Origin of the sequence: Colwellia sp. (assembly GCF_013214175.1) — a bacterium.
Classification (GTDB): domain Bacteria; phylum Pseudomonadota; class Gammaproteobacteria; order Enterobacterales; family Alteromonadaceae; genus Colwellia.
Genome location: NZ_JABSPA010000002.1, coordinates 908,061 through 928,199 on the forward strand (window position 1 = coordinate 908,061; position 20,139 = coordinate 928,199).

The following is a 20,139-nucleotide window of genomic DNA, read 5'->3' on the forward strand; positions in this document are numbered from 1 at the left end:
CTGAATATGAAAAAAGCCCGGTTCACTTGCATAGTGAACCGGGCTTTTTGATATCTGTTACTTAATTACTTGTTCAAACTTGTTAGCCGTAGCTTATTAATACATTAGTGTGTAAAGCTTTCGACGAAACTTTGCTGCCAGTGGTTCGCCATCAGGTAACGATTTTAAGACACCTAAAAACAACTCCTTACTTTTATCTTTAGTGCTTTCATCACCCGCTTGTACTAGACGAAATAATATTGTTAGGGCATCTTCATGACGATTCACTTGGCTGTACTGAGTAGCAAGTTGTTGGCTGAGATTGATGTCATCAGGCGTTGCTTTTAACTGTGTTTCTAAGGCTTGAATTTCAGGAGAATTCTCTGCTTGCTCTGCTAATTCTACTTTGGCCAGTAATACTTGATATTCACTACCTTGATCAACCATCATTATGGTTCCTATCAGTGCCTTGGCTTCAGCTGTTTTTCCTGTCTGTAAGTAAACCTCAATCAATACTAACTTAATATCGGCACGACTATTATCAATTTGATAGGCTTGGTCGATGGCTGTTTTCGCTTCGACTAACTGGCCATTAGCCAAGGCAATTTTAGCTTGTCCTAATAAGACATCCTCTGGCTTAGGTAGATGCTTCTCTAAAAATGTAGCTATGCTAACATCGTCTTGTGGTCCTGAAATACCGTCAAGGGGTTGGCCATCTTTTAGTAAAATAGCCGTGGGTAAGCCTTGAATGCCAAACTGCTGAGCGATTTGCTCTTGGCTTTGACAATCGACAGTCGCCAAAGTTATATGGTCAGTTAATCCAGATAGCTTGGCAGCTAATTTATCGCGTAATTCAATACTTTCAGGTACTTGCTGAGCCCAAAAGGTTACCAGCACTAATTTTCTTTTTGACTCTTCAACAACCATTTGTTGAAAGTTATCTAGGGTAATGGCAATCATATTTATTTCTCGAATGTGTTGGTATTAATTATTAAAATCTTAACTATAAAACGGGTAACTATTGAAAGTCTTAATAGGTCATTGGTGCTGCTTATTCTTTTTCTTCTTAATTATTGATTCTCTTAATTCTCTTGCTGAGCCTAGCCAAAGGCAAATCTAAGCTAAGATAAACCAGAGTAAGCCTACACCTAAGAATAATCGATAGATAACAAAGGGCATCATGCCTAACTTCTCTAATAAAATAAGAAAGTAATGGATACAGGCATAAGCACTAACAAAAGCGATTAAGCTGCCTAAGCCCATGGCAAACCAATCAACTACTTCACTTGATAAAACTAGCTTTAACGTTAAATAGCTTCCTGCCATAGCTATGGCAGGAATAGAAAGTAAAAACGAAAAACGTGCAGCATTATCGCGGCTCAAGCCCAACATTAAACCTATGGTCATGGTAATACCTGAACGAGAGGTGCCAGGGATTAAGGCAATCGCTTGCGCTAAGCCTATTAACATTGCGCCTTTGATACCGAGTATTTCCATGGGTTTATGCTGTTTACGTTTTCCTGCTTTAATATCAGCAAAACCTAACAGAGCACCAAACAATAATGTTGTCGCAGCAATAACTAGAGCGGAGCGTAAGTGCTCTTCAATAAAATCTTTACCTAAAAGGCCAAACAAACCGGCAGGGATGGTGGCCAATAATATCCACCAAGCCAGCTTGCCATCAAAACTTTGCTTACCTTTTTCCGGGCCTATGCCAACGGTTCCACACCAGGCTACAGCCATAGAGCCAACTGATTTGCGAAAATACAGCATCACTGCTAATAAAGTACCAACATGCACGGCAACGTCAAAGGCTAGCCCCTGATCTTGCCAGCCTAATATTTTTGACGGCAAAATGAGGTGGGCGGAACTGGAAATAGGTAAAAATTCGGTTAAGCCCTGTAATAAGGCAAGGATGATTATTTCTAAAGTACTCATGTGTCGTTCGTTGTCCTTTAACTTTGAATCTTAATGTTGGTGCGGGTCACTTTACCAGCAGTTAGCGACAATGCTAAGCTGTTGGCTATTTTTATTGTAATCATGCCACAACTCTTGATAACATTTTTTTAATATCGGGTGTTGTAATTCAGGTGAAATTTGACTCAGCGGCCATAAGACAAAAGCATTTTTAGTTATTTCATCTCGAGGAAGTTGTGCTGGCTGCTCAATAATTAAATCATCATATAATAACAAGTCCAGGTCTAGAGTACGTGGGCTAAACTTCTTGGCGTTATGGTCGCGACCGTGATAGAACTCAATGTCACGTAACATACTAGCCACCTGTTCAACATTCTGTCGGCAGTTGATACCTATCACCATGTTGTAAAAAGCGGGCCCATTAAAGCCTATTGCTTCACATTCAAATAATGAAGATAAGCTTAACTGCTCAAAGGGCAGTTCAAATGCTTTAGCTAACGAAAGTAAGCCTTGTTTAACATAATGCTCACGTTCAACATTACTACCTAGTGAGATATAAATTTGTGCCATTAAACTTGGGTCTCTGTGGTTTGCTTACCACGTTCAATTTCTACACCAACAGTTTGTGCATTATGTACCGCCCCTGGTTTACCAACGAAGAGCTTTAACCAAGGGATATGGTATTGAGTCATTAAATAGCTGGCTAAGCGTTCAGCAAGGGTCTCAATTAAGTCAACAGGGTTGTCGTTAGCAAAGCGCTCTATAGCCACTGAAATCTCGGCATAATCTAAGGTTTTAGCCAGTTCATCATTTTTTGCCGCATTAGCCGTATTCCAGCCCATGGCAAGGTCAATGACCAAGGTTTGTTTTATTTCTTTTTCCCACTGAAAAAAACCTATCGTGGTTTGAATACTTAAACCTTTAATAAACACCTTATCCATGACTTACCTATTATGCTGTGAGAAGAAATATTGCAGTAACTATTTGCAGTATTTATGCAATTGTTACAAAATAAAGAGCGATTTTACCTGCGAAGTGCTAGAAAAACTAGCAGAGATGGAGATAGAATAATAATTCTATTCTTTTATGCCAATAATGGATTTAGTCATTTAAATGTTATTACTCATACTAACCATGATCATTGCTGCTTATTTAATAGGTTCTATTTCTAGTGCAATATTGGTGTGTAAATTTTTAGGTTTGCCGGATCCAAGAACAACGGGCTCAAAAAACCCGGGTGCGACTAATGTCTTGCGTATGAGCAATAAGCTAGCTGCAGCAACGGTATTATTTTTAGATATTCTTAAAGGCACTATCCCGGTGTGGGGAGCATATTTTTTAAAAATAGAAGCTATTTATTTAGGTGTAATTAGCGTCGCTGCCTGTTTAGGGCATATGTACCCAATATTTTTCAATTTTAAAGGCGGCAAAGCTGTCGCAACTGCGTTAGGGACTTTGCTACCGATTGGTTTTACTTTGGGAGGCTTACTCATTCTTACTTGGGTATTAGTGGCGAAGGTTAGTAAATATTCTAGTTTAGCGGCTATTGTTACCGTATCTCTGGCACCACTTTATGTCTACTTGTTAAAACCGCTATATGTTTATCCAACTTTAATGCTTAGTGCTCTGATTATCTTTCGACATAGAGAAAATATTAAACGCTTGTTTAAAGGCACAGAAAGTAAGATTACTCATAAAATTTAATAAACTGTATAAGCAATTATGACGCCCCGAATATCTATGATAGAAAACTCAGGGCGTGTTACTTATCTGCTAACTAAGCGACTACTTAACTGGCGGAAGTGAATCCAAAGGCCATCTAGGGTTGGCTTTAAAGGTTAAGTCGGCATCGGTACCGGCTTTTAATCGTTGCAAGCCCGCATAAGCAATCATGGCACCATTATCGGTACAATATTCAGGGCGAGGATAGAAGACACTGCCACCAAGCTTTTTAGTTGTCAGGGCAAGTTTCTCACGTAAAGCAGTATTAGCACTGACACCACCAGCAATCACTAGACGGCTTAATTTCTCTTGTTGTAGTGCACGCTTACATTTTATCGCTAAGGTCTCTACCACTGCATGCTGAAATGCATGGGCAATATCAGCATGAGTTTGCTTTAATTGGCTTTCAGACAAAGCCGGCTCAACATTAATACATTCTTTACGAACTAAAGTGCCCGCAGCTGTTTTCAAGCCACTAAAACTAAAATCCAAACCGGGCCTGTCTGTCATAGGGCGAGGTAATTTAAAGCGACCTGCTTGTCCACTTTCAGCCATCTTAGATAGCGCCGGGCCACCAGGGTAATCTAAACCGAGCAACTTAGCGGTTTTATCAAAAGCTTCACCGGCGGCATCATCAACCGACTCACCGAGTAGTTTATATTCACCAATAGCATCGACACGCACTAGCATGGTATGTCCACCAGATACTAATAATGCGACAAAAGGAAACTCAGGAACATCATCCTCAAGCATAGGTGCTAATAGGTGACCTTCCATATGATGCACCGGTACCGCAGGTAAGTCCCAGCCATAAGCTAAACTTCTACCAATTGAACAACCTACGAGTAATGCACCCACTAAACCTGGGCCTGCAGTATAAGCCACACCGTCAAGATCTTGAGGTGTCAGGTTAGCATCGGCTAAAACTTGTTTTATTAAAGGAATAGTCTTACGAACGTGGTCTCGTGAGGCCAACTCTGGCACCACACCGCCATAATCGGCATGCACAGCAATTTGACTATATAAGCGATGAGCGAGTATACCTTGTGGACGATCGCCTTGACCATCATCATAAATGGCAATGCCAGTTTCATCACAAGAAGTTTCAATACCCAAAATACGCATAGTTATAGTCTCAAAAAATAGTAAAATGTTAGCTTGTTATTATTACGCCAGAGCACAGTAATAATAAGGAGGGCGATTTTAACGTGTTTGTAAGTTAGGCACCAGTGCAATTAGCCAAAAGTTATCAATAGCGCCTAAATTAATCTTTACATTCCTATCTGCTTAGAAGTAGAATACGTCACCAATTTTTAATAGAGTGGGTGTGGATGAGGCAAACATTGCAAATATTTGTATTGTTCAGTCGAAATCAATCACCAATTTATATAGCTACCCTAAGGTAATAAAGTACATGCCAGTAATTAAAGTAAGAGAAAACGAACCATTTGACGTTGCATTACGTCGTTTTAAACGTTCATGTGAAAAAGCAGGAATCCTTTCAGAAGTTCGTCGTCGCGAATCTTATGAAAAGCCGACTTGGGAACGTAAACGTAAGAAAGCAGCTGCTGTTAAACGTGCTGCGAAAAAAGTTTCTCGCGAGAACGCTCGTCGCGTTCGCATGTACTAAGAACTATCTTAGTATAACTATTCTAAGAGATTGATAGATGTCACTTCTAATACAACTCAAAGATGAAATGAAAACTGCTATGCGAGCCAAAGACAAGTTACGTCTTGGTGTTATTCGCATGGCGCTTTCTGCAATAAAACTAGCAGAAATTGATCACAAAACCGAAGCAACAGATGACAATATTATTGCCTTGCTAACCAAAATGGTTAAACAGCGTAAAGAGTCAATTAAAATGTTCAGTGCCGGTGGTCGTGATGAATTGGCAGAGAAAGAAGCAGCGGAAATCGTTGTTATCGATTTTTTCATGCCGCAGCCGCTTAGTGCAGAAGAAATTAATGAATTAATAAGCAAAGCAATTACTGAGTCTGGTGCAGCTTCTATGGCTGATATGGGCAAGGTAATGGCGGTGTTAAAACCTTTAATGCAAGGTAAAGCAGACATGGGCGCGGTAAGCGGTCAAGTTAGAGCTGCACTTAATGCATCATAGCTAACACCCTTTTTAATACATTAAATAAAACCGTAATGGCCTTGGCTGTTACGGTTTTTTTATGACTTTTTTATGACTTCCTCATACAGAGTTTTTTTACTAAAAATTAAAAAATCCAGCTACTTATTCACGGGTATTGTGTAGAATACTTAAGTGGTACTTTTCCCTTTACTGAAGATTTTCTAATATTATGGCTGGACGCATTTCCCGACAATTTATTGATGATTTATTAAGCCGAGCAGATATTGTTGAGCTGGTAGATAGTCGAGTGCCGTTAAAAAAGGCCGGTAAAAATCATCAAGCGTGCTGCCCATTTCATAATGAAAAATCACCTTCTTTTACCGTTAGCCAAGATAAGCAGTTTTATCATTGCTTTGGTTGTGGTGAACACGGTAATGCCATCTCTTTTTTAATGGAGTTTGATCGACTTGATTTTGTCGATGCAGTAGAAGAGCTTGCTTCCCATTGTGGTATGGAAGTTATCCGAGAGGAAAATACAGCTAGCCCAGCAGAGCAACGCCGACAGCAACAAGTTTATCAGCAAAAACAAGATGACTATGAGTTAATGGCGAAAATTAGTAGTTTCTTTCAGCAGCAATTAAAAGTGGCTAGCGACAAAGAAACGGCTATTGATTACTTAAAAGGTCGTGGTTTAAGTGGCGAAGTCGTTAAACGCTTTGGCATTGGCTACATCAGTGATGCTTGGGACGGTATGATGAATTCATTCTCACGCAATGGCCAAGCTAATCAGCAATTGATTGATTTAGGTATGGCGATTGCGGGAGATAAAAAGCGACCTTATGATCGCTTTCGTGGTCGTATTATGTTTCCTATTAGCGATAAGCGCGGCCGAGTTATAGGATTTGGCGGCCGAGTATTAGGTGATGCAAAACCCAAATACTTAAACTCACCTGAAACGCGTATTTATCATAAAGGTCAAGAGCTTTATGGCTTACATGAAGCCAAACAAGCCAATAAACAACTTAAGCGACTGGTTGTGGTTGAAGGCTATATGGATGTAGTCGCTTTAGCTCAACATGGCGTCGACTATGCCGTTGCTTCATTAGGTACCGCGACGACATTTGAGCAGTTACAAACATTATTTCGCACTGTTCCTAATGTGGTTTGTTGCTACGATGGTGATAGAGCAGGGCGCGATGCTGCATGGCGGGCTATGGAAAATGCTTTGCCACTTATTCGCGATGGTTTTTCGTTAAAATTTGTTTTTCTACCCGATGGTGAGGACCCTGATTCATTGATTAGGGCACAAGGGCAGCAAGCTTTTGAAGATATCCTTGATAGCGCAATGCCGTTATCAAAATTCTTATTTGAACAATTAATGCAGCAAGTTGATATGAGCTCTCTTGAAGGGCGTGCAGCTTTAGTTGAATCATTTCAACCCTTTTTAGCTAAGCTGCCAGAAAGCATTTTAAAAGATGCCATGCTTAATGAAATAGCGAACAACTTTGGTACCGGTAGTGAGCAATTTCTAGCAAAGTTCACTAAAAATATAAAAGGTGAAGTGGCAAGGCCGGCGCTTAAAGCCAGAACAAAAGTCACCCCCGTGAGGTTAGCACTTGCTTTATTGTTAGAGCATCCCCATATAGCAAGTAGCTTAGGTGAAATAAGTGTATTGCAGCCTTTAACTGCTCCAGGAATACCTTTGTTAATGCAAGTGTTAGGCGTATGTCAGCAAAACCCTGATATTAAGTCAGCACAATTACTTGAATATTTTCGAGGAACTGAGCAAGGCAAACAATTAGCTAAGTTGATGTGTTGGCAACATCACGTTGAAGCTGATGCAGCGACAGATGTTTTTCTTGATAATATTGAGGCGCTATTGAATAACTTTGTTGAGCAGCGGAGAGAAGTATTATTACAAAAAGCCCGTGCTGGACAAATAACTGCTGAGGAAAAACAAGAGTTACAAGCAATACTTAACTCTTAGTTTTGACTATACTTAGCAAGCAATAATGAGATTAGAGCCACAATATTGGCTTGAAATTTCACCAAGCGATTAAGACAGGATATTCGCTGGTAACTGTCTGAAAAATTCGTTATAATTTCCGGCTTTATTGCGCCTTTTATTAGCATTTGCTAATGTTTTATGCGCATATTTTACATCCCATATTTATATAATACAGGTGGACACTCGTCAATGGAACAAGCCCCTAAATCTAGACTTAAAGAGCTGATAACCAAAGGTAAAGAACAAGGTTATTTAACGTTTGCGCAAGTTAATGATCATCTTCCACAAGACATTATCGATTCTGATCAAGTTGAAGATATCGTTAGTATGATTAATGATATGGGCATTCAAGTGTTTGAAAATGCACCAGATCAAGATACCTTGATGATGAGTGAAGGCAACACTGATGAAGATGCAGCCGAAGCTGCAGCTCAAGCACTGGCTACCGTTGAAAGTGAAATTGGTCGTACAACAGACCCTGTCCGTATGTATATGCGTGAAATGGGTACCGTTGAACTTCTTACCCGTAAAGGCGAAATTGTTATCGCTAAGCGTATAGAAGAAGGCATCAGAGAAGTTCAGCGTAGTGTTTCAGAATATCCACCAGCGATAAACTTCTTATTAGACATGTGGGATAACTTTGAAGCGGAAGAACTTCGCTTAACTGATATCATCACTGGCTTTTTAGACCCTGATGCGGAAGAAGAAGTTGCTCCCGCAGCTACACACGTAGGTAGTGAACTGTCAAAAGCAGATCTTGCTGATGAAGATAAGTCAAAGCAAGAAGAAGAGGACGAGGAAGAAGAAGATACTGGTCCTTGCCCTGAATTAGCACGTGAGAAGTTTACTGCTTTACGCGAAGCGTATGAGAAAGCAAATAAAATAATAGAGACGAAGGGTCGTGGTCATAACGATGCTCAAGAAGCTATCGATGCCGTAGCTGAAGTCTTTAAAGAATTCCGTTTGATCCCTAAGTTATTTGATAAGTTAGTTAAAAACATGCGCAGCATGATGGACAGATTACGTGTTCAAGAACGTTTGATCATGAAACACTGTGTTGTTGGTGCGAGTATGCCTAAAACAACCTTTATCAAATTATTCCCAGGTAATGAAACCTCAAAAGAATGGTTTGAAGCAGAAAAAGCAGCGGGTAAGCCATACTCAACTAAGCTTCTTGATGTTGAACTTGATGTTGAACGTTGTATCTACAAGTTAAACTTAATTGAAGAAGAAACGCACCTAAATATTCACGGCATTAAAGACATTAACCGTCGTATGTCAATTGGTGAAGCAAAAGCACGTCGTGCCAAGAAAGAAATGGTAGAGGCAAACTTACGTTTAGTTATCTCAATTGCTAAAAAATACACCAACCGTGGTTTACAATTCCTTGATTTAATCCAGGAAGGTAACATCGGCTTGATGAAAGCGGTTGATAAGTTTGAATACCGTCGTGGTTATAAGTTCTCAACTTATGCAACGTGGTGGATTCGCCAAGCAATTACCCGTTCTATTGCTGACCAAGCGCGTACCATTCGTATTCCAGTGCATATGATTGAAACCATTAACAAGCTAAACCGTGTTTCTCGTCAAATGCTACAAGAAATGGGACGTGAACCTACGCCAGAAGAACTTGCTGAACGCATGGTAATGCCTGAAGACAAAATTCGTAAAGTATTGAAAATAGCTAAAGAGCCTATTTCAATGGAAACTCCTATTGGTGATGATGAAGATTCACACTTAGGTGACTTTATTGAAGATGGTAGTGGTGAACTTCCGGTTGACTCAGCTACCTCAGAAAATCTTAAAGGTGCTACACACGAAGTACTTGCTGGCTTAACGGCCCGTGAAGCTAAAGTACTTAGAATGCGCTTTGGTATCGATATGAACACTGACCATACTTTGGAAGAAGTAGGTAAGCAATTTGATGTAACACGTGAACGTATTCGTCAAATTGAAGCTAAAGCTTTACGCAAGTTACGTCACCCTTCTCGTTCAGAGCAGCTGAAAAGCTTCTTAGATGGTGAGTAAATCGTAAATAGCTAAAATTCTATTTTAAATAGACATAAAAAAGAGTAAGTTAGTAATCCTAGCTTACTCTTTTTACTTTCTAAGATAAGGAACTTCTATGCGCGTTATTGTTGTACTCGCTTGCGCACTTGCCTTCACCGCTTTGCCTTCAATGGCAAAACAAGCACTAAACGTTGAGATAACCCCGTTGATTGGTTACCGCTTTGGTGGTGATTTTGATACCAGTAAAGATAAGGTGCATAATCGCATCGAGTTAAATGAAGCAACCAGTTATGGTTTGTTAACAGCTTGGTCTTTTGATCGAAAACGTCAAGGTGAGCTATTAATAAGCCATTACAGTACTAACTTTTCCCATTCGGATGACTTTTCAGCTAGCAACAGCGGCCTTGGTATTACCTATGCCCACATAGGTGGTAATGTTCCTATTTCTGAAGGACCTATTCCTTTTTATGTTACCGGTGGTTTTGGTTTTACTCATCTAGACCCTAAAGATGCGCAACTCAGTAGTGAAACACGCTTTTCGATGAATGTTGGTTTAGCCAGTAAAATTGAATTAAGTGAGCGTCTTAGTTTAAGGTTAGATAGTCGTGTATACGGAACATTCTTTAATTCTGATAGTGCGGTATTTTGTGATGAAGCAAATTGTGCAATATACATTTCTAGCGATATTTGGTTTCAAACTGAAGTGAGTGTCGGCTTAACCTATCGTTTTTAGGGCTAAATTATGCATATTTGCCTAAGAAATAAGCGGTCAGTAAAAAAAGGTGACTTTTTAAAATTCTGTAGGTGACAACAAAATAAAAAATGCTTATACTGCACGCGCTTTACTGGTTTACTCATTTGATTAAACTGATAAACGCATTAGAAAACATCAGGCCAAATATGTGAAAATGGGCCTTTAGCTCAGTTGGTTAGAGCATCCGACTCATAATCGGCAGGTCCCCAGTTCAAGTCTGGGAAGGCCCACCATTTTCATAATATATTCTTGTAAATAATTACCACCATATTTCTTCTGGCCGTCTTTAGGCTAATCTCCAATAACTATGCTCGCCATGATTAATTTATGCGACAGCCTATCAGCAAACTAAAATTCTACCGACAATCATTTAAGGCAAACCACATTCCACTCTCTATCTAGTCAGTGTATCTTCAACGCCTTTGGTTCTATTTACTTTGACTATCGTCAGCTCTCTAATATTAAAATTGAACGATTGGCTATAATAATTAGCCAACTTTAATTTGCAACATTTCTGCCATATTATTGTCATCTTCACGCTCTAAGCTACTGCTTAATTTTTATCGTTTACAAGAGATTATGATGAGCAAAAAAACAATTTTAGCACTTGCTGTTGCAGCAACTCTTTTGGGTGGCTGTAGTGAAGATACTGTTGAAGTAATCAAAGAAGTCGAAGTAATCAAAGAGGTCGAAGTCATTAAAGAAGTGCCACCTGTGGTGGTTACTCAGGTTAAAAACGTGATATTAATGATTGGTGATGGCATGGGCGCACAGCAAGTTGGTTTGCTCGAAGAATATGCGCGCCGCGCCCCAAATTCAATATATAACAGTATGGGTAATCAAACTGCTTTGTCAAAATTTGCTAATGCTGGTTTGATGGGGTTATCGCTCAACGCACCCCATGGTGATAGCGGCAGCCTAGTTGTAGATTCTGCCTGTTCAGCTACTCAACTCGCCACCGGTGTGGCTGCCGGTTCAGAAATGATTGGGCTTGATATCAACGGTAATATCGTCGAAACCATCCTCGAAATGGCTAAAGCCAAAGGTAAGGCAACCGGATTAGTTTCTGATACCCGTATTACCCATGCGACTCCCGCAGCATTCGCAGCCCACCAGCCGCATCGATCATTAGAAACTTCGATTGCCGAGCAATTGATTGAGTCAGGTAATGTCGATGTTTTACTCTCTGGCGGCGCGCGAGTATTTTTACCTTCAGATATTAAAACAGACCTCGCCGACCAAGCATTAATGAAAGACCTAGGAATGCCGACTACCAGTTTCGGTAAATCGAAACGTAAGGATGATCGCAACCTAATCCTAGAAGCCAAAGCCGATCATGGTTACGATTTAGCTTTCACCAAGCAACAACTCGCCGCCCTCGATGGCAATAAAATATTAGGATTGTTTGCTAACTCAGGCATGGCCGATGGTATTGCATATACCGCCTGTAGCAAAGACAATAGCTGTGTCGAACCGTCACTACGTGACATGACGATGAAAGCACTTGATGTGTTGAGCCAAGATCCCGATGGTTTCTTTCTCATGATTGAAGGCGGTCAAATTGACTGGGCAGGACATTCTAATGACGCCGGCACCATGCTGCATGAGTTAATCAAATTCGATCAAGCGGTGCAAGCCGTTTACGACTGGGTTAAAGACCGTGAAGATACTTTGGTTATTGTTACCGCCGATCATGAAACCGGCAGCTTTGGCTTAAGTTACTCGCGCAAAAATTTACCGGAAGGAAAATTCCTTGATGGTGATGGTATGCAAGGTCGAGAATATAAACCTAACTTTAACTTTGGCCCACTGGCAACACTCGATAAATTGTATGCTCAAAGCGGCACTTTTTATAACATGATGAATACTGTTGATTCAAACTGGGACTTTAACGGCACCACCGGTCAAGAATGGGCAGATGTCATCAATCAATATAGCGCGATTAAGGTCACCACAGAGCAAGCTGAGCAAATACCTCAGCGTGAAGTTAATGAATATCAGGTGCCAGGTCACAAATACCTAGATGCCAGCGAATTCCCTAAAATCGTCGATTTTAAAGAATTCTACGTTTATGGTGATGAGCTTCATGGCAATTTAATTGGCCGCACCCTAGCCGCTGATCAAAATGTAGTTTGGGGGACTGGCACTCATACTGCTGCTCCTGTTCCTGTTTATGCTTTTGGACCAATGGGGGTGATTAAGCAATTCTCGACCATGCAACATCACGTCGACCTAGCTAAAAAAATGATGGCAGCGCTAATCGAGCCGTAATTTATAGCTCGGTTAAAAAATTAACAAGGACACTCACTGTTAATTACTAAATCAGAACCTCTCAACTAAGGTGAAATAATCTTAGTTGAGAGGTTTTTTATTATGACAGTGGTAAGAAAACGAAAAATCGGCTTGCTAGATACTCAGTATTATCATTGTATTTCCAGTTGTGTATGCAGTGCCTTTTTATGTGGTGAAGATAATCATACAGGGAAAAACTTTGAACATAGCCGGGCATGTGTTGAATATTAATTACTGAAATTAAGTGCTCTTTCCCATTTTAATTGCTTCTTCTAGCAAGTGACAAAAATTACCTTAGCCTCTATTAGCAATAATAAAGGCTAAAGATAATTTAGCTTAAGCCGGGCACCTTAAATTATATCCTTGCTCGGCGGTCTTATTAACAGCCTTATTGTTTCCATTCATTGCTGGTGTCAGGTTTACTGCCTTTGGTCCACCATTTAGCGGTATAAACGATATTGTTATAGCTTGCTTGGTCACCACCATAATATACGGTAGTTACATCCCATTGCGCTATGCCTGTTGGTGGTTCTGTCGGCGGAACTGGTTCAGTTGGCGGCTCAATAGGTGGCACTGGCTCAGTCGGTGGAATAGTTGGCGGAACAGGTTCTGTCGGCGGAACTGTTGGTGGAGTAGCTGAAACTATCGACCATGGTCCGCCATCTGAAGGTTTGTCTCCTTGGGTCCACCACTTAGCTTTATATTGCTGCTCTAAATAAGTAACTAGCGTATTTGCCACATATACTTTGTTAGCAGTCCATTCAGTGTCATTTGTTGGTGGCTCAACGGGATCAGTTATTTGATCAACTATACGCACAGTTGGCCAGTTAACATGTGACTGATAGAAATTCGTCACACACTTTTCATAATCACCTGTAACAAGTGCTGAATATGCCGTTTGATAACCCACTAATTTACATTCAAATGAGAAACCACCCGGTCGATCAGCGTAATATTGCCAGTCACCTTCCCAATTGGTGTAAAGTACATCTTCGGCATTGCTTAAATTCAGGCTACCGAAAGGGGTTTGTTGCCAACAAGTATTCTCTTCATCCGCTTGTTTAATTATTTGATAGTGATCAGATAATCCCTGCCAATAACTAATACGGTTAACGGGTTGTCCCTTGTCTTTATTCTGCGCGCCACATTCTATGCCACCATTAATAATATTAATCGTAGTACCAAAGCCATAACCAATACCGGCTGCTAATTCGGTTGCTGATGGTTGCCAAGTTCGGTCAATAACGTGCAGCATTGCTGGCTTTGGTGCTTGTGGTGTTAAGAAAAACCATACAGCGGATGCTAAGTTTAACCAAGAGTCAGCAACCTGTGCTGGGTCGTTAAGTAAAACGGTGGCGTCGCCATCAAACATGACTTCTGAAAAGGCGCCATAGTTGAAGTGATAAGATAACTGCTTTGCACCCCGGCCAAAATAGCCTTGATCTACAGCACATGGCCAACGTCTGTTTTGCCAATCGTCTTGTCCACAACCTGTGGTATAACCTTTTTCGCCTTCAGACCAACCCATTTCACGTACATGCACTAGCGCTTGTCGCCACTCTGCTAATTGTGCGGGATTATCAGAGGTATTATCTGGTGATATATGGCCGCCAGTTTCTTGAGCAAAGTGAGCAAAAGCGGTAACAATCGATTTTTGACAGATAGCATCGGCATCGCGGTTATCGCTATAGTCGCCACAAAAAGCAGGGAATTTTCCTATAGCCTTGAGAAATCGAGTATAAGTGTATTCTGGTGCAGCCATAGCGGTTAAAAAATTCCATTCATGCTGACCAAATACTCTTTCTGCTCGCCTTACATTTTCAGGGTTGGCCGATGAGTTAGGTGTAATAGCATTAACAATAGTATTACTTTGAGTTCTTAACGCTTTAGACCATGTTTCATACATTGGGTTTTGTGTTTTTGCTTGTTCACTTGCTAATATATCTGTCTTAGCAAGTATGTAGCCGTTTGGGTTGTCGGGATCTGCCTGCGGCTGGGTAGCATTTATCGATAGTGAGGTGCATAGCGCAGCGATTATGGCTGGTTTTATCAAGTTTTTAGTATTCATCAGTTAGCCTATTATTATTGTGATATTGTTTTTTAACTGTTAGTTAACGTTTTTGTAATAAATCAGCTTGATATTTATACTAAATGACAGCGTTGTCAAGTGAGTTTGAGGATATTAAGTAGAGGTCAGACCTATCTTGTATTAATTTGTCTAGTTGCAATTAATTAAAAAATTAATGCTGTTTTTTGCGATTATCTAGCCAGCCATACTGGTTTCTGAAGCTAAATAATTGTGAGATATCAGCTTTTACTTTTCAAATACGCTTTTTCATAGCGCTAGTTAATATGGTGTTTATTCAACTACTGAGCATATAGATAAATATAGCTAAAATCCCTCTAACATCTTGCCAATATATGTGAGAATAGGTCAACTTTCTTCATTGGATCATCAAGCATGTCAGTATTTGAAATCAAACACCCACTAGTACAACACAAAATTAGCCTAATGCGCGCCAAGGACATGAGCACACGGGACTTTCGTCAATTGTCTGCTGAAGTAGGTAGCTTATTAACTTATGAAGCGACTAAAGATCTTGAGCTTGAAGACTTTCAAATGGAAGGCTGGGATGGTGAGTTAACAGGTCAACGTCTCGTTGGTAAAAAAGCCACGGTAGTCCCTATTTTACGCGCCGGTATTGGCATGTTAGATGGCGTATTAGAGCTAATGCCAAGTGCAAAAATTAGTGTTGTCGGTCTTTACCGCGATGAAGAAACGTTAGAGCCAGTGACTTATTTCGAAAAATTAACCGGTGATATCGATCAACGTATGGCCTTGATCATCGATCCTATGCTGGCTACTGGCGGTTCTATGAATGCGACCATCGACATATTAAAGAAAGCCGGCTGTACTGACATTCGTGCGCTGATATTAGTTGCTGCGCCAGAAGGTATTGCCAAAGTACAAAGTGCTCACCCAGATGTAGATATTTATACCGCCTCAATTGATGACCACTTAAACGAGAATGGTTATATCATTCCTGGACTTGGTGATGCCGGCGATAAAATATTTGGTACTAAATAAAGCTAATAAATTCAATATAAGTAAGTAGCAGCTATTAAAACTATTTCTTATTTATATTGAACAAAATCACTACAGAGTAAGTATTATGTCGGAATCTTCTTTAAATCAAAGTAGCTTTAATCAACCTGCTTGGCGAAACGCCCTTGCTGGTTTACAAATGCTGTTTGTCGCCTTCGGTGCATTGGTATTGATGCCATTAATCACCGGACTAGATCCAAGCGTAGCCTTATTTACGGCAGGTATAGGCACGCTTTTATTCCAATTCATTACCAAACAGCAAGTGCCTATATTTTTGGCTTCTTCCTTTGTGTTTATCGCGCCAATTGCCTATTCAGTGCAAACTTGGGGTGTTGCCGCAGCTATGGGTTCTCTATTCGTTACCGGTTTAGTCTATGTACTTATCGCCGGTATCGTTGCCGTTCGTGGTGCTGGATTTTTACATAAGCTAATGCCTCCTGTAGTAACCGGGCCAATCATTATGGTTATCGGACTGAGTCTTGCGCCAATTGCGGTGAATATGGCTATGGGTAAAACGGGTGACGGTGCTGCGGAACTTTTCCCATATGTGGACTCTTTAATCGTTTCAATGTCAGCTTTACTTACCACGGTATTAGTTGCGACCTTAGGTAAGGGAATTTTTCGCTTAATTCCAATTATGGCCGGTGTAATTGTCGGTTATATGATGGCATCAGTTATGGGCATGGTGAGTACTGAAGCTGTTGCTAATAGTGAGTGGTTTGCCATTCCTAACTTTATAACACCTGAGTTTAATCTAGCGGCGATTCTATTTATGTTACCGATAGCTATTGCACCTGCAATTGAACATGTCGGTGATATTTTAGCTATTGGTAGTGTTACCGGTAAAGATTACACCAAAAATCCGGGCTTACACCGAACACTATTAGGTGATGGTCTAGCCACTTCTTTATCTTCGCTGTTTGGTGGACCACCCAATACTACCTATTCAGAAGTTACTGGGGCAGTAATGCTCACTAAGATGTTCAATCCTCGCATTATGCTTTGGGCCGCCGCTTTCGCTATTGGCTTAGCATTCGTTGCTAAGTTTGGCATTGCCTTGCAAACTATTCCTTCGCCAGTTATGGGCGGTATACTGATTTTGCTTTTTGGTTCAATAGCCGGCGTTGGTATGAACATAATTGTCAAAGCTCAAGTAGACCTTGCTGATCAGCGTAACTTAGTAATCGTTTCAACTACGCTAGTCTTTGGTATCGGTGGTATGACTATTGGAAATGCTGATTTTAGCCTAACAGGTATTAGCTTATGTGGTTTAGTGGCAATCGCATTAAATGCCTTTCTGCCACAAACTAAGCTTGAAGAAAAGCAAAGCGAAGAGGGTTAGCTAAGCATAGCTGGCTTATAATCCTCAAAGTGGCTTTGTTATATTTCACATAGTGAAATTGGATTTCATTGGATTAATTTATTGAGCGGCTGATTATTGGTGTACCATTGTGCAATATAAAGTTGTAAGTCTGAAATAGAGAGCATTGTTATGAAATTAGAAGTTTATCTTTCCGGTGAAATTCATACTGATTGGCGCGATAAAATTATTCAAGGTTGCCAAGAGAGTGATTTAGATATCAGCTTTACTTCTGCCGTCACCCATCATGAAACTAGTGACGGTGCTGGTGATCACCTTGGTGCTGAAGAGCAACAGTTTTGGCGCGATCATAAATCAGCTAAAGTGAATGCTATGAAAACCAAAACTTTGATTGAGCGATGTGATATTGCGGTTATTCGTTTTGGTGATAAGTACAAGCAATGGAATGCTGCTTTTGATGCTGGTTATTGTGCTGCACTGAATAAGCCTTATATTACTTTACATAGTGAAGATATTATTCACCCGCTAAAAGAAGTTGATGCCACGGCTCAAGCTTGGGCGACTAATGTTGAACAAGTGATAGAAACGTTAAAATACATTAGTAGCAAGTAGCAAGTAGCAAAAGTATTAGCCACTATTTCTTAGTGGCTAATAAATTTATAGACCTGTAATCCAGCCAAATTCCATAGTTTTCCTGCTAAGCATTGCCGCTTTTATAGTAGCGAACAAGACCAAATAATATTGATGAAATTCTCTTTTAAGCATTTTTATAAAAGTTTTTTGCGTAGCTATGGCCAAGTTATGTTGCAAGGCAACGCTATCACTGGCTTGTTATTCCTGCTCGGTATTGCTTTAAACTCTCCTACTATGTTGCTGGGCAGCATATTGGCAATAATATCAGCTTTCGCTGTAGCTAGATTATGTCGATATTATGATGTCAACGCTGTGCGACAAGGCCTCTATGGTTTTAATGCGGCACTTGTGGGTGTAGCAGTCTTGTATTTTCTACCGCTTAGTTTTATCTCTCTATTTGTTGTTATTGTTGGCGGCGCTTTTTCAACGGCGGTAATGCATTTTATGATTTCTAAAATGGCAAGGATTCCAGCTTTTACCACGCCCTTTATTCTAACTACTTGGTTGATATTGCAATTTATTAATTATGCTGAATTGACCACTGTAGTTAGCGGTGTAGTTGGCAATGTAGTTGACGGTGTAGTTAGCAGTGCTCCTGATATGGACTATGACGCTGGCATGAATTTCGCGATAGTTGTTGGCTATTTTAAAGCGAGTATGCGCGGTGTCGGCCAAGTAATGTTGCAAGAATACTGGCTCTCCGGTGTGTTTTTTCTCTGTGCATTATTTGTTAATTGTCGAAAGTCGGCCGTTTGGGCGTTTATCGGTTCGGCAGCAGGTATGTTGATTGCTATTGGCTTTAGCTTTCCTCAAGAGAAAGTTATGATGGGACTGTATGGTTTTAATAGTTGTCTGGTCGCTATCGCACTGGTGGGTCGCTATCCAAATAAGCAGTGGTTGATCTTGGTTGCTATTGTATTTGCTGTTTTACTTACTCGGGCATTCGAGTTGGCAAACATACCAGCACTAACCGCGCCTTTTGTTATAACCACTTTACTGGTCATAGCCTTAGTAAAAATACAAACTAGTTATGTTAATAAAAGCAATGCCAAACCAGCTTAAGCTAAGTCTTTGCCATACTGCGAAACATTACTCCTGAGGTTGTTTCTCCACCAGAGCCGGTAACAGAGTCGGTTAAAGAGCCAGTTTCAACCCCCGAAGCTACTATTGCAACTGTGCCTGTAGAAGAGGAGATTAACACCGTAGATGAGCAGCAAACGAGTGCTGGCTCGATGCTGTGGTTATTGTTATTTGGTTTAGTCTTGCGGGGAAAGAAGTATTAAAACCGTACTGCGGGAAGGGTAGCCGCGCGATTACTTTGGTAAGTAAAGTCAGTAAAGTCAGTAAAGTCAGTAAAGTTAGCAATATAGCCTAGCTAAGCTAGCTAGAATCAGCTTAACTAAATAAAATTAAGCTGAGCTAATTTAAGCTAAGTTCAGTTGCAAGTTATCAATCAAACGCGCTTTACCGCAATGTGCTGCCGCTAAAATCACTAACTCAGTGTCATCTTCACTGGCTGGTTGTAATGTTTTTGCGTGGCAAATATGCAAGTAGTCAGTATGTAAACCGGCGTGATTTATTGCCTTGGCAGCTTGTTTTGCTAAGCCGATAAAATCGATACTTTCTTGTTGAGCAAAGCCTGAACTAATTTGTTCGGCTAACCATGTTAAATTTTTATGTAGGGCCGGCGCAATCGCTATTTCTTCTGGCGTTAAATAACCATTACGAGAACTTAACGCTAAGCCATTTTCTTCTCTGCTAGTTACTACAGGTACTATGGTGATTGGCATCGATAAGTCTTCAACCATGGTTTGAATCACTTGAACTTGCTGGTAATCTTTTAAACCAAAACAAGCGACATCAGGTTGAACTAGGTTGAATAGTTTACATACTACTGTGGCAACACCGCGAAAATGGCCAGGACGACTTTCGCCACAATATCCTTCCGAAACGTTTGGCACTTCAACAAAGCTTTGTTTAGACAGTCCTTTGGGGTAAATGATGTCAGATGTTGGTGTAAATAATAAATCGGTACCTGCGTCAGTTAATTTTTGTTGATCGTCATCCATAGTACGTGGGTAACTAGCAATATCTTCATTGGCGCCAAACTGCATTGGGTTGACAAAAATACTGGCGACAATTTTATCAGCATGTTTATGGGCTTCAGCCACTAACGAAATATGACCCGCATGCAAGTTACCCATAGTAGGGACAAAAGCTATGGTTAAACCTTGTTGACGCCATGCTTTTACTTGCGCACGTAATTCACTTATTTGACTGACTGTTTTCATAAATTTATCTTGTCGTTACTTTATTAAT

General features: G+C 40.4%; 19 protein-coding genes and 1 tRNA gene. 13 read left to right on the forward strand and 7 right to left on the reverse strand.

What is annotated here, in order from left to right; translation table 11 throughout:
* Positions 1–96: 96 nt before the first annotated feature.
* The 4 genes from HRT55_RS06895 to folB all read right to left on the reverse strand — a co-directional run bounded on the left by HRT55_RS06895 (position 97) and on the right by folB (position 2,837).
* Positions 97–939: a tetratricopeptide repeat protein gene (locus HRT55_RS06895; protein WP_291619892.1), complete on the reverse strand. Its 843-nt coding sequence runs from the start codon at positions 937–939 to the stop codon at positions 97–99.
* A gap of 156 nt (positions 940–1,095) precedes the next feature.
* Entirely contained in the window at positions 1,096–1,917 is an 822-nt protein-coding gene (locus HRT55_RS06900) for an undecaprenyl-diphosphate phosphatase (protein ID WP_291619893.1), read from the reverse strand.
* Positions 1,918–1,968: 51 nt separating this feature from the next.
* Positions 1,969–2,466, reverse strand: coding sequence for a 2-amino-4-hydroxy-6-hydroxymethyldihydropteridine diphosphokinase (folK, locus tag HRT55_RS06905; RefSeq protein ID WP_291619894.1), 498 nt, complete (start codon positions 2,464–2,466; stop codon positions 1,969–1,971).
* The gene (gene folB / locus HRT55_RS06910) at positions 2,466–2,837 is read right to left on the reverse strand and encodes a dihydroneopterin aldolase (protein ID WP_291619895.1); all 372 of its coding nucleotides are present in this window, start codon (positions 2,835–2,837) and stop codon (positions 2,466–2,468) included. Before folB ends, folK begins: the two co-directional genes overlap by 1 nt.
* 172 nt (positions 2,838–3,009) lie before the next feature.
* Between folB and plsY the strand changes: the two genes are divergently transcribed.
* Positions 3,010–3,600 (forward strand): glycerol-3-phosphate 1-O-acyltransferase PlsY, encoded by a 591-nt coding sequence (plsY, locus tag HRT55_RS06915; protein WP_291619896.1) that lies wholly within the window; start codon positions 3,010–3,012, stop codon positions 3,598–3,600.
* 81 nt (positions 3,601–3,681) lie between these two features.
* Here the strand turns inward: plsY and tsaD are convergent, their stop codons facing one another.
* On the reverse strand, positions 3,682–4,743 hold the full coding sequence (gene tsaD / locus HRT55_RS06920) for a tRNA (adenosine(37)-N6)-threonylcarbamoyltransferase complex transferase subunit TsaD (protein WP_291619897.1): 1,062 nt from the start codon (positions 4,741–4,743) through the stop codon (positions 3,682–3,684).
* Between the two features lie 289 nt (positions 4,744–5,032).
* Between tsaD and rpsU the strand changes: the two genes are divergently transcribed.
* The 8 genes from rpsU (at position 5,033) to HRT55_RS06960 (ending at position 12,991) form a co-directional block, all read left to right on the forward strand.
* Complete coding sequence (gene rpsU / locus HRT55_RS06925) at positions 5,033–5,248, forward strand: 30S ribosomal protein S21 (RefSeq protein WP_011045067.1); 216 nt, start codon at positions 5,033–5,035, stop codon at positions 5,246–5,248.
* A gap of 37 nt (positions 5,249–5,285) precedes the next feature.
* A complete protein-coding gene (locus HRT55_RS06930) occupies positions 5,286–5,735 on the forward strand; it encodes a GatB/YqeY domain-containing protein (RefSeq protein ID WP_291613363.1) in 450 nt (149 codons plus the stop codon).
* A gap of 190 nt (positions 5,736–5,925) precedes the next feature.
* Positions 5,926–7,683, forward strand: a complete 1,758-nt coding sequence (dnaG, locus tag HRT55_RS06935; RefSeq protein WP_291619898.1) for a DNA primase — start codon at positions 5,926–5,928, stop codon at positions 7,681–7,683.
* A 210-nt stretch (positions 7,684–7,893) separates the two neighbouring features.
* Positions 7,894–9,732 carry an RNA polymerase sigma factor RpoD gene (gene rpoD / locus HRT55_RS06940; RefSeq protein ID WP_291613359.1) on the forward strand — a complete coding sequence of 613 codons (1,839 nt, stop codon included), beginning with the start codon at positions 7,894–7,896 and terminating at the stop codon, positions 9,730–9,732.
* Positions 9,733–9,829: 97 nt separating this feature from the next.
* On the forward strand, positions 9,830–10,447 hold the full coding sequence (locus HRT55_RS06945) for an outer membrane beta-barrel protein (protein ID WP_291619899.1): 618 nt from the start codon (positions 9,830–9,832) through the stop codon (positions 10,445–10,447).
* A gap of 177 nt (positions 10,448–10,624) precedes the next feature.
* Positions 10,625–10,701 (forward strand) — tRNA-Ile (locus HRT55_RS06950).
* Between the two features lie 349 nt (positions 10,702–11,050).
* Positions 11,051–12,739, forward strand: a complete 1,689-nt coding sequence (locus HRT55_RS06955; protein WP_291620450.1) for an alkaline phosphatase — start codon at positions 11,051–11,053, stop codon at positions 12,737–12,739.
* Between the two features lie 102 nt (positions 12,740–12,841).
* On the forward strand, positions 12,842–12,991 hold the full coding sequence (locus HRT55_RS06960) for a hypothetical protein (RefSeq protein ID WP_291619900.1): 150 nt from the start codon (positions 12,842–12,844) through the stop codon (positions 12,989–12,991).
* Positions 12,992–13,148: 157 nt separating this feature from the next.
* Here the strand turns inward: HRT55_RS06960 and HRT55_RS06965 are convergent, their stop codons facing one another.
* On the reverse strand, positions 13,149–14,828 hold the full coding sequence (locus tag HRT55_RS06965; RefSeq protein ID WP_291619901.1) for a chitinase: 1,680 nt from the start codon (positions 14,826–14,828) through the stop codon (positions 13,149–13,151).
* 393 nt (positions 14,829–15,221) lie between these two features.
* On the opposite strand from HRT55_RS06965, the gene upp reads away from it, so the two are divergent.
* The 4 genes from upp to HRT55_RS06985 all read left to right on the forward strand — a co-directional run bounded on the left by upp (position 15,222) and on the right by HRT55_RS06985 (position 18,882).
* Complete coding sequence (upp, locus tag HRT55_RS06970) at positions 15,222–15,848, forward strand: uracil phosphoribosyltransferase (RefSeq protein WP_291619902.1); 627 nt, start codon at positions 15,222–15,224, stop codon at positions 15,846–15,848.
* A gap of 85 nt (positions 15,849–15,933) precedes the next feature.
* Positions 15,934–17,208 (forward strand): uracil-xanthine permease family protein, encoded by a 1,275-nt coding sequence (locus tag HRT55_RS06975; protein WP_291619903.1) that lies wholly within the window; start codon positions 15,934–15,936, stop codon positions 17,206–17,208.
* Positions 17,209–17,358: 150 nt separating this feature from the next.
* Entirely contained in the window at positions 17,359–17,799 is a 441-nt protein-coding gene (locus HRT55_RS06980) for a YtoQ family protein (RefSeq protein WP_291619904.1), read from the forward strand.
* Between the two features lie 132 nt (positions 17,800–17,931).
* The gene (locus HRT55_RS06985; RefSeq protein WP_291619905.1) at positions 17,932–18,882 is read left to right on the forward strand and encodes an urea transporter; all 951 of its coding nucleotides are present in this window, start codon (positions 17,932–17,934) and stop codon (positions 18,880–18,882) included.
* Between the two features lie 362 nt (positions 18,883–19,244).
* On the opposite strand, the gene panC is transcribed toward HRT55_RS06985, so the two are convergent.
* Positions 19,245–20,111, reverse strand: a complete 867-nt coding sequence (gene panC, locus HRT55_RS06990) for a pantoate--beta-alanine ligase (RefSeq protein WP_291619906.1) — start codon at positions 20,109–20,111, stop codon at positions 19,245–19,247.
* Positions 20,112–20,139: the final 28 nt, after the last annotated feature.

Bases quoted from the DNA above. Each gene is read 5' to 3' on its own strand.
- HRT55_RS06895 (WP_291619892.1), bottom strand. From the start codon at position 939: ATGATTGCCATTACCCTAGATAACTTTCAACAAATGGTTGTTGAAGAG.
- HRT55_RS06900 (WP_291619893.1), bottom strand. From the start codon at position 1,917: ATGAGTACTTTAGAAATAATCATCCTTGCCTTATTACAGGGCTTAACC.
- folK (WP_291619894.1), bottom strand. From the start codon at position 2,466: ATGGCACAAATTTATATCTCACTAGGTAGTAATGTTGAACGTGAGCAT.
- folB (WP_291619895.1), bottom strand. From the start codon at position 2,837: ATGGATAAGGTGTTTATTAAAGGTTTAAGTATTCAAACCACGATAGGT.
- plsY (WP_291619896.1), top strand. From the start codon at position 3,010: ATGTTATTACTCATACTAACCATGATCATTGCTGCTTATTTAATAGGT.
- tsaD (WP_291619897.1), bottom strand. From the start codon at position 4,743: ATGCGTATTTTGGGTATTGAAACTTCTTGTGATGAAACTGGCATTGCC.
- rpsU (WP_011045067.1), top strand. From the start codon at position 5,033: ATGCCAGTAATTAAAGTAAGAGAAAACGAACCATTTGACGTTGCATTA.
- HRT55_RS06930 (WP_291613363.1), top strand. From the start codon at position 5,286: ATGTCACTTCTAATACAACTCAAAGATGAAATGAAAACTGCTATGCGA.
- dnaG (WP_291619898.1), top strand. From the start codon at position 5,926: ATGGCTGGACGCATTTCCCGACAATTTATTGATGATTTATTAAGCCGA.
- rpoD (WP_291613359.1), top strand. From the start codon at position 7,894: ATGGAACAAGCCCCTAAATCTAGACTTAAAGAGCTGATAACCAAAGGT.
- HRT55_RS06945 (WP_291619899.1), top strand. From the start codon at position 9,830: ATGCGCGTTATTGTTGTACTCGCTTGCGCACTTGCCTTCACCGCTTTG.
- HRT55_RS06955 (WP_291620450.1), top strand. From the start codon at position 11,051: ATGAGCAAAAAAACAATTTTAGCACTTGCTGTTGCAGCAACTCTTTTG.
- HRT55_RS06960 (WP_291619900.1), top strand. From the start codon at position 12,842: ATGACAGTGGTAAGAAAACGAAAAATCGGCTTGCTAGATACTCAGTAT.
- HRT55_RS06965 (WP_291619901.1), bottom strand. From the start codon at position 14,828: ATGAATACTAAAAACTTGATAAAACCAGCCATAATCGCTGCGCTATGC.
- upp (WP_291619902.1), top strand. From the start codon at position 15,222: ATGTCAGTATTTGAAATCAAACACCCACTAGTACAACACAAAATTAGC.
- HRT55_RS06975 (WP_291619903.1), top strand. From the start codon at position 15,934: ATGTCGGAATCTTCTTTAAATCAAAGTAGCTTTAATCAACCTGCTTGG.
- HRT55_RS06980 (WP_291619904.1), top strand. From the start codon at position 17,359: ATGAAATTAGAAGTTTATCTTTCCGGTGAAATTCATACTGATTGGCGC.
- HRT55_RS06985 (WP_291619905.1), top strand. From the start codon at position 17,932: ATGAAATTCTCTTTTAAGCATTTTTATAAAAGTTTTTTGCGTAGCTAT.
- panC (WP_291619906.1), bottom strand. From the start codon at position 20,111: ATGAAAACAGTCAGTCAAATAAGTGAATTACGTGCGCAAGTAAAAGCA.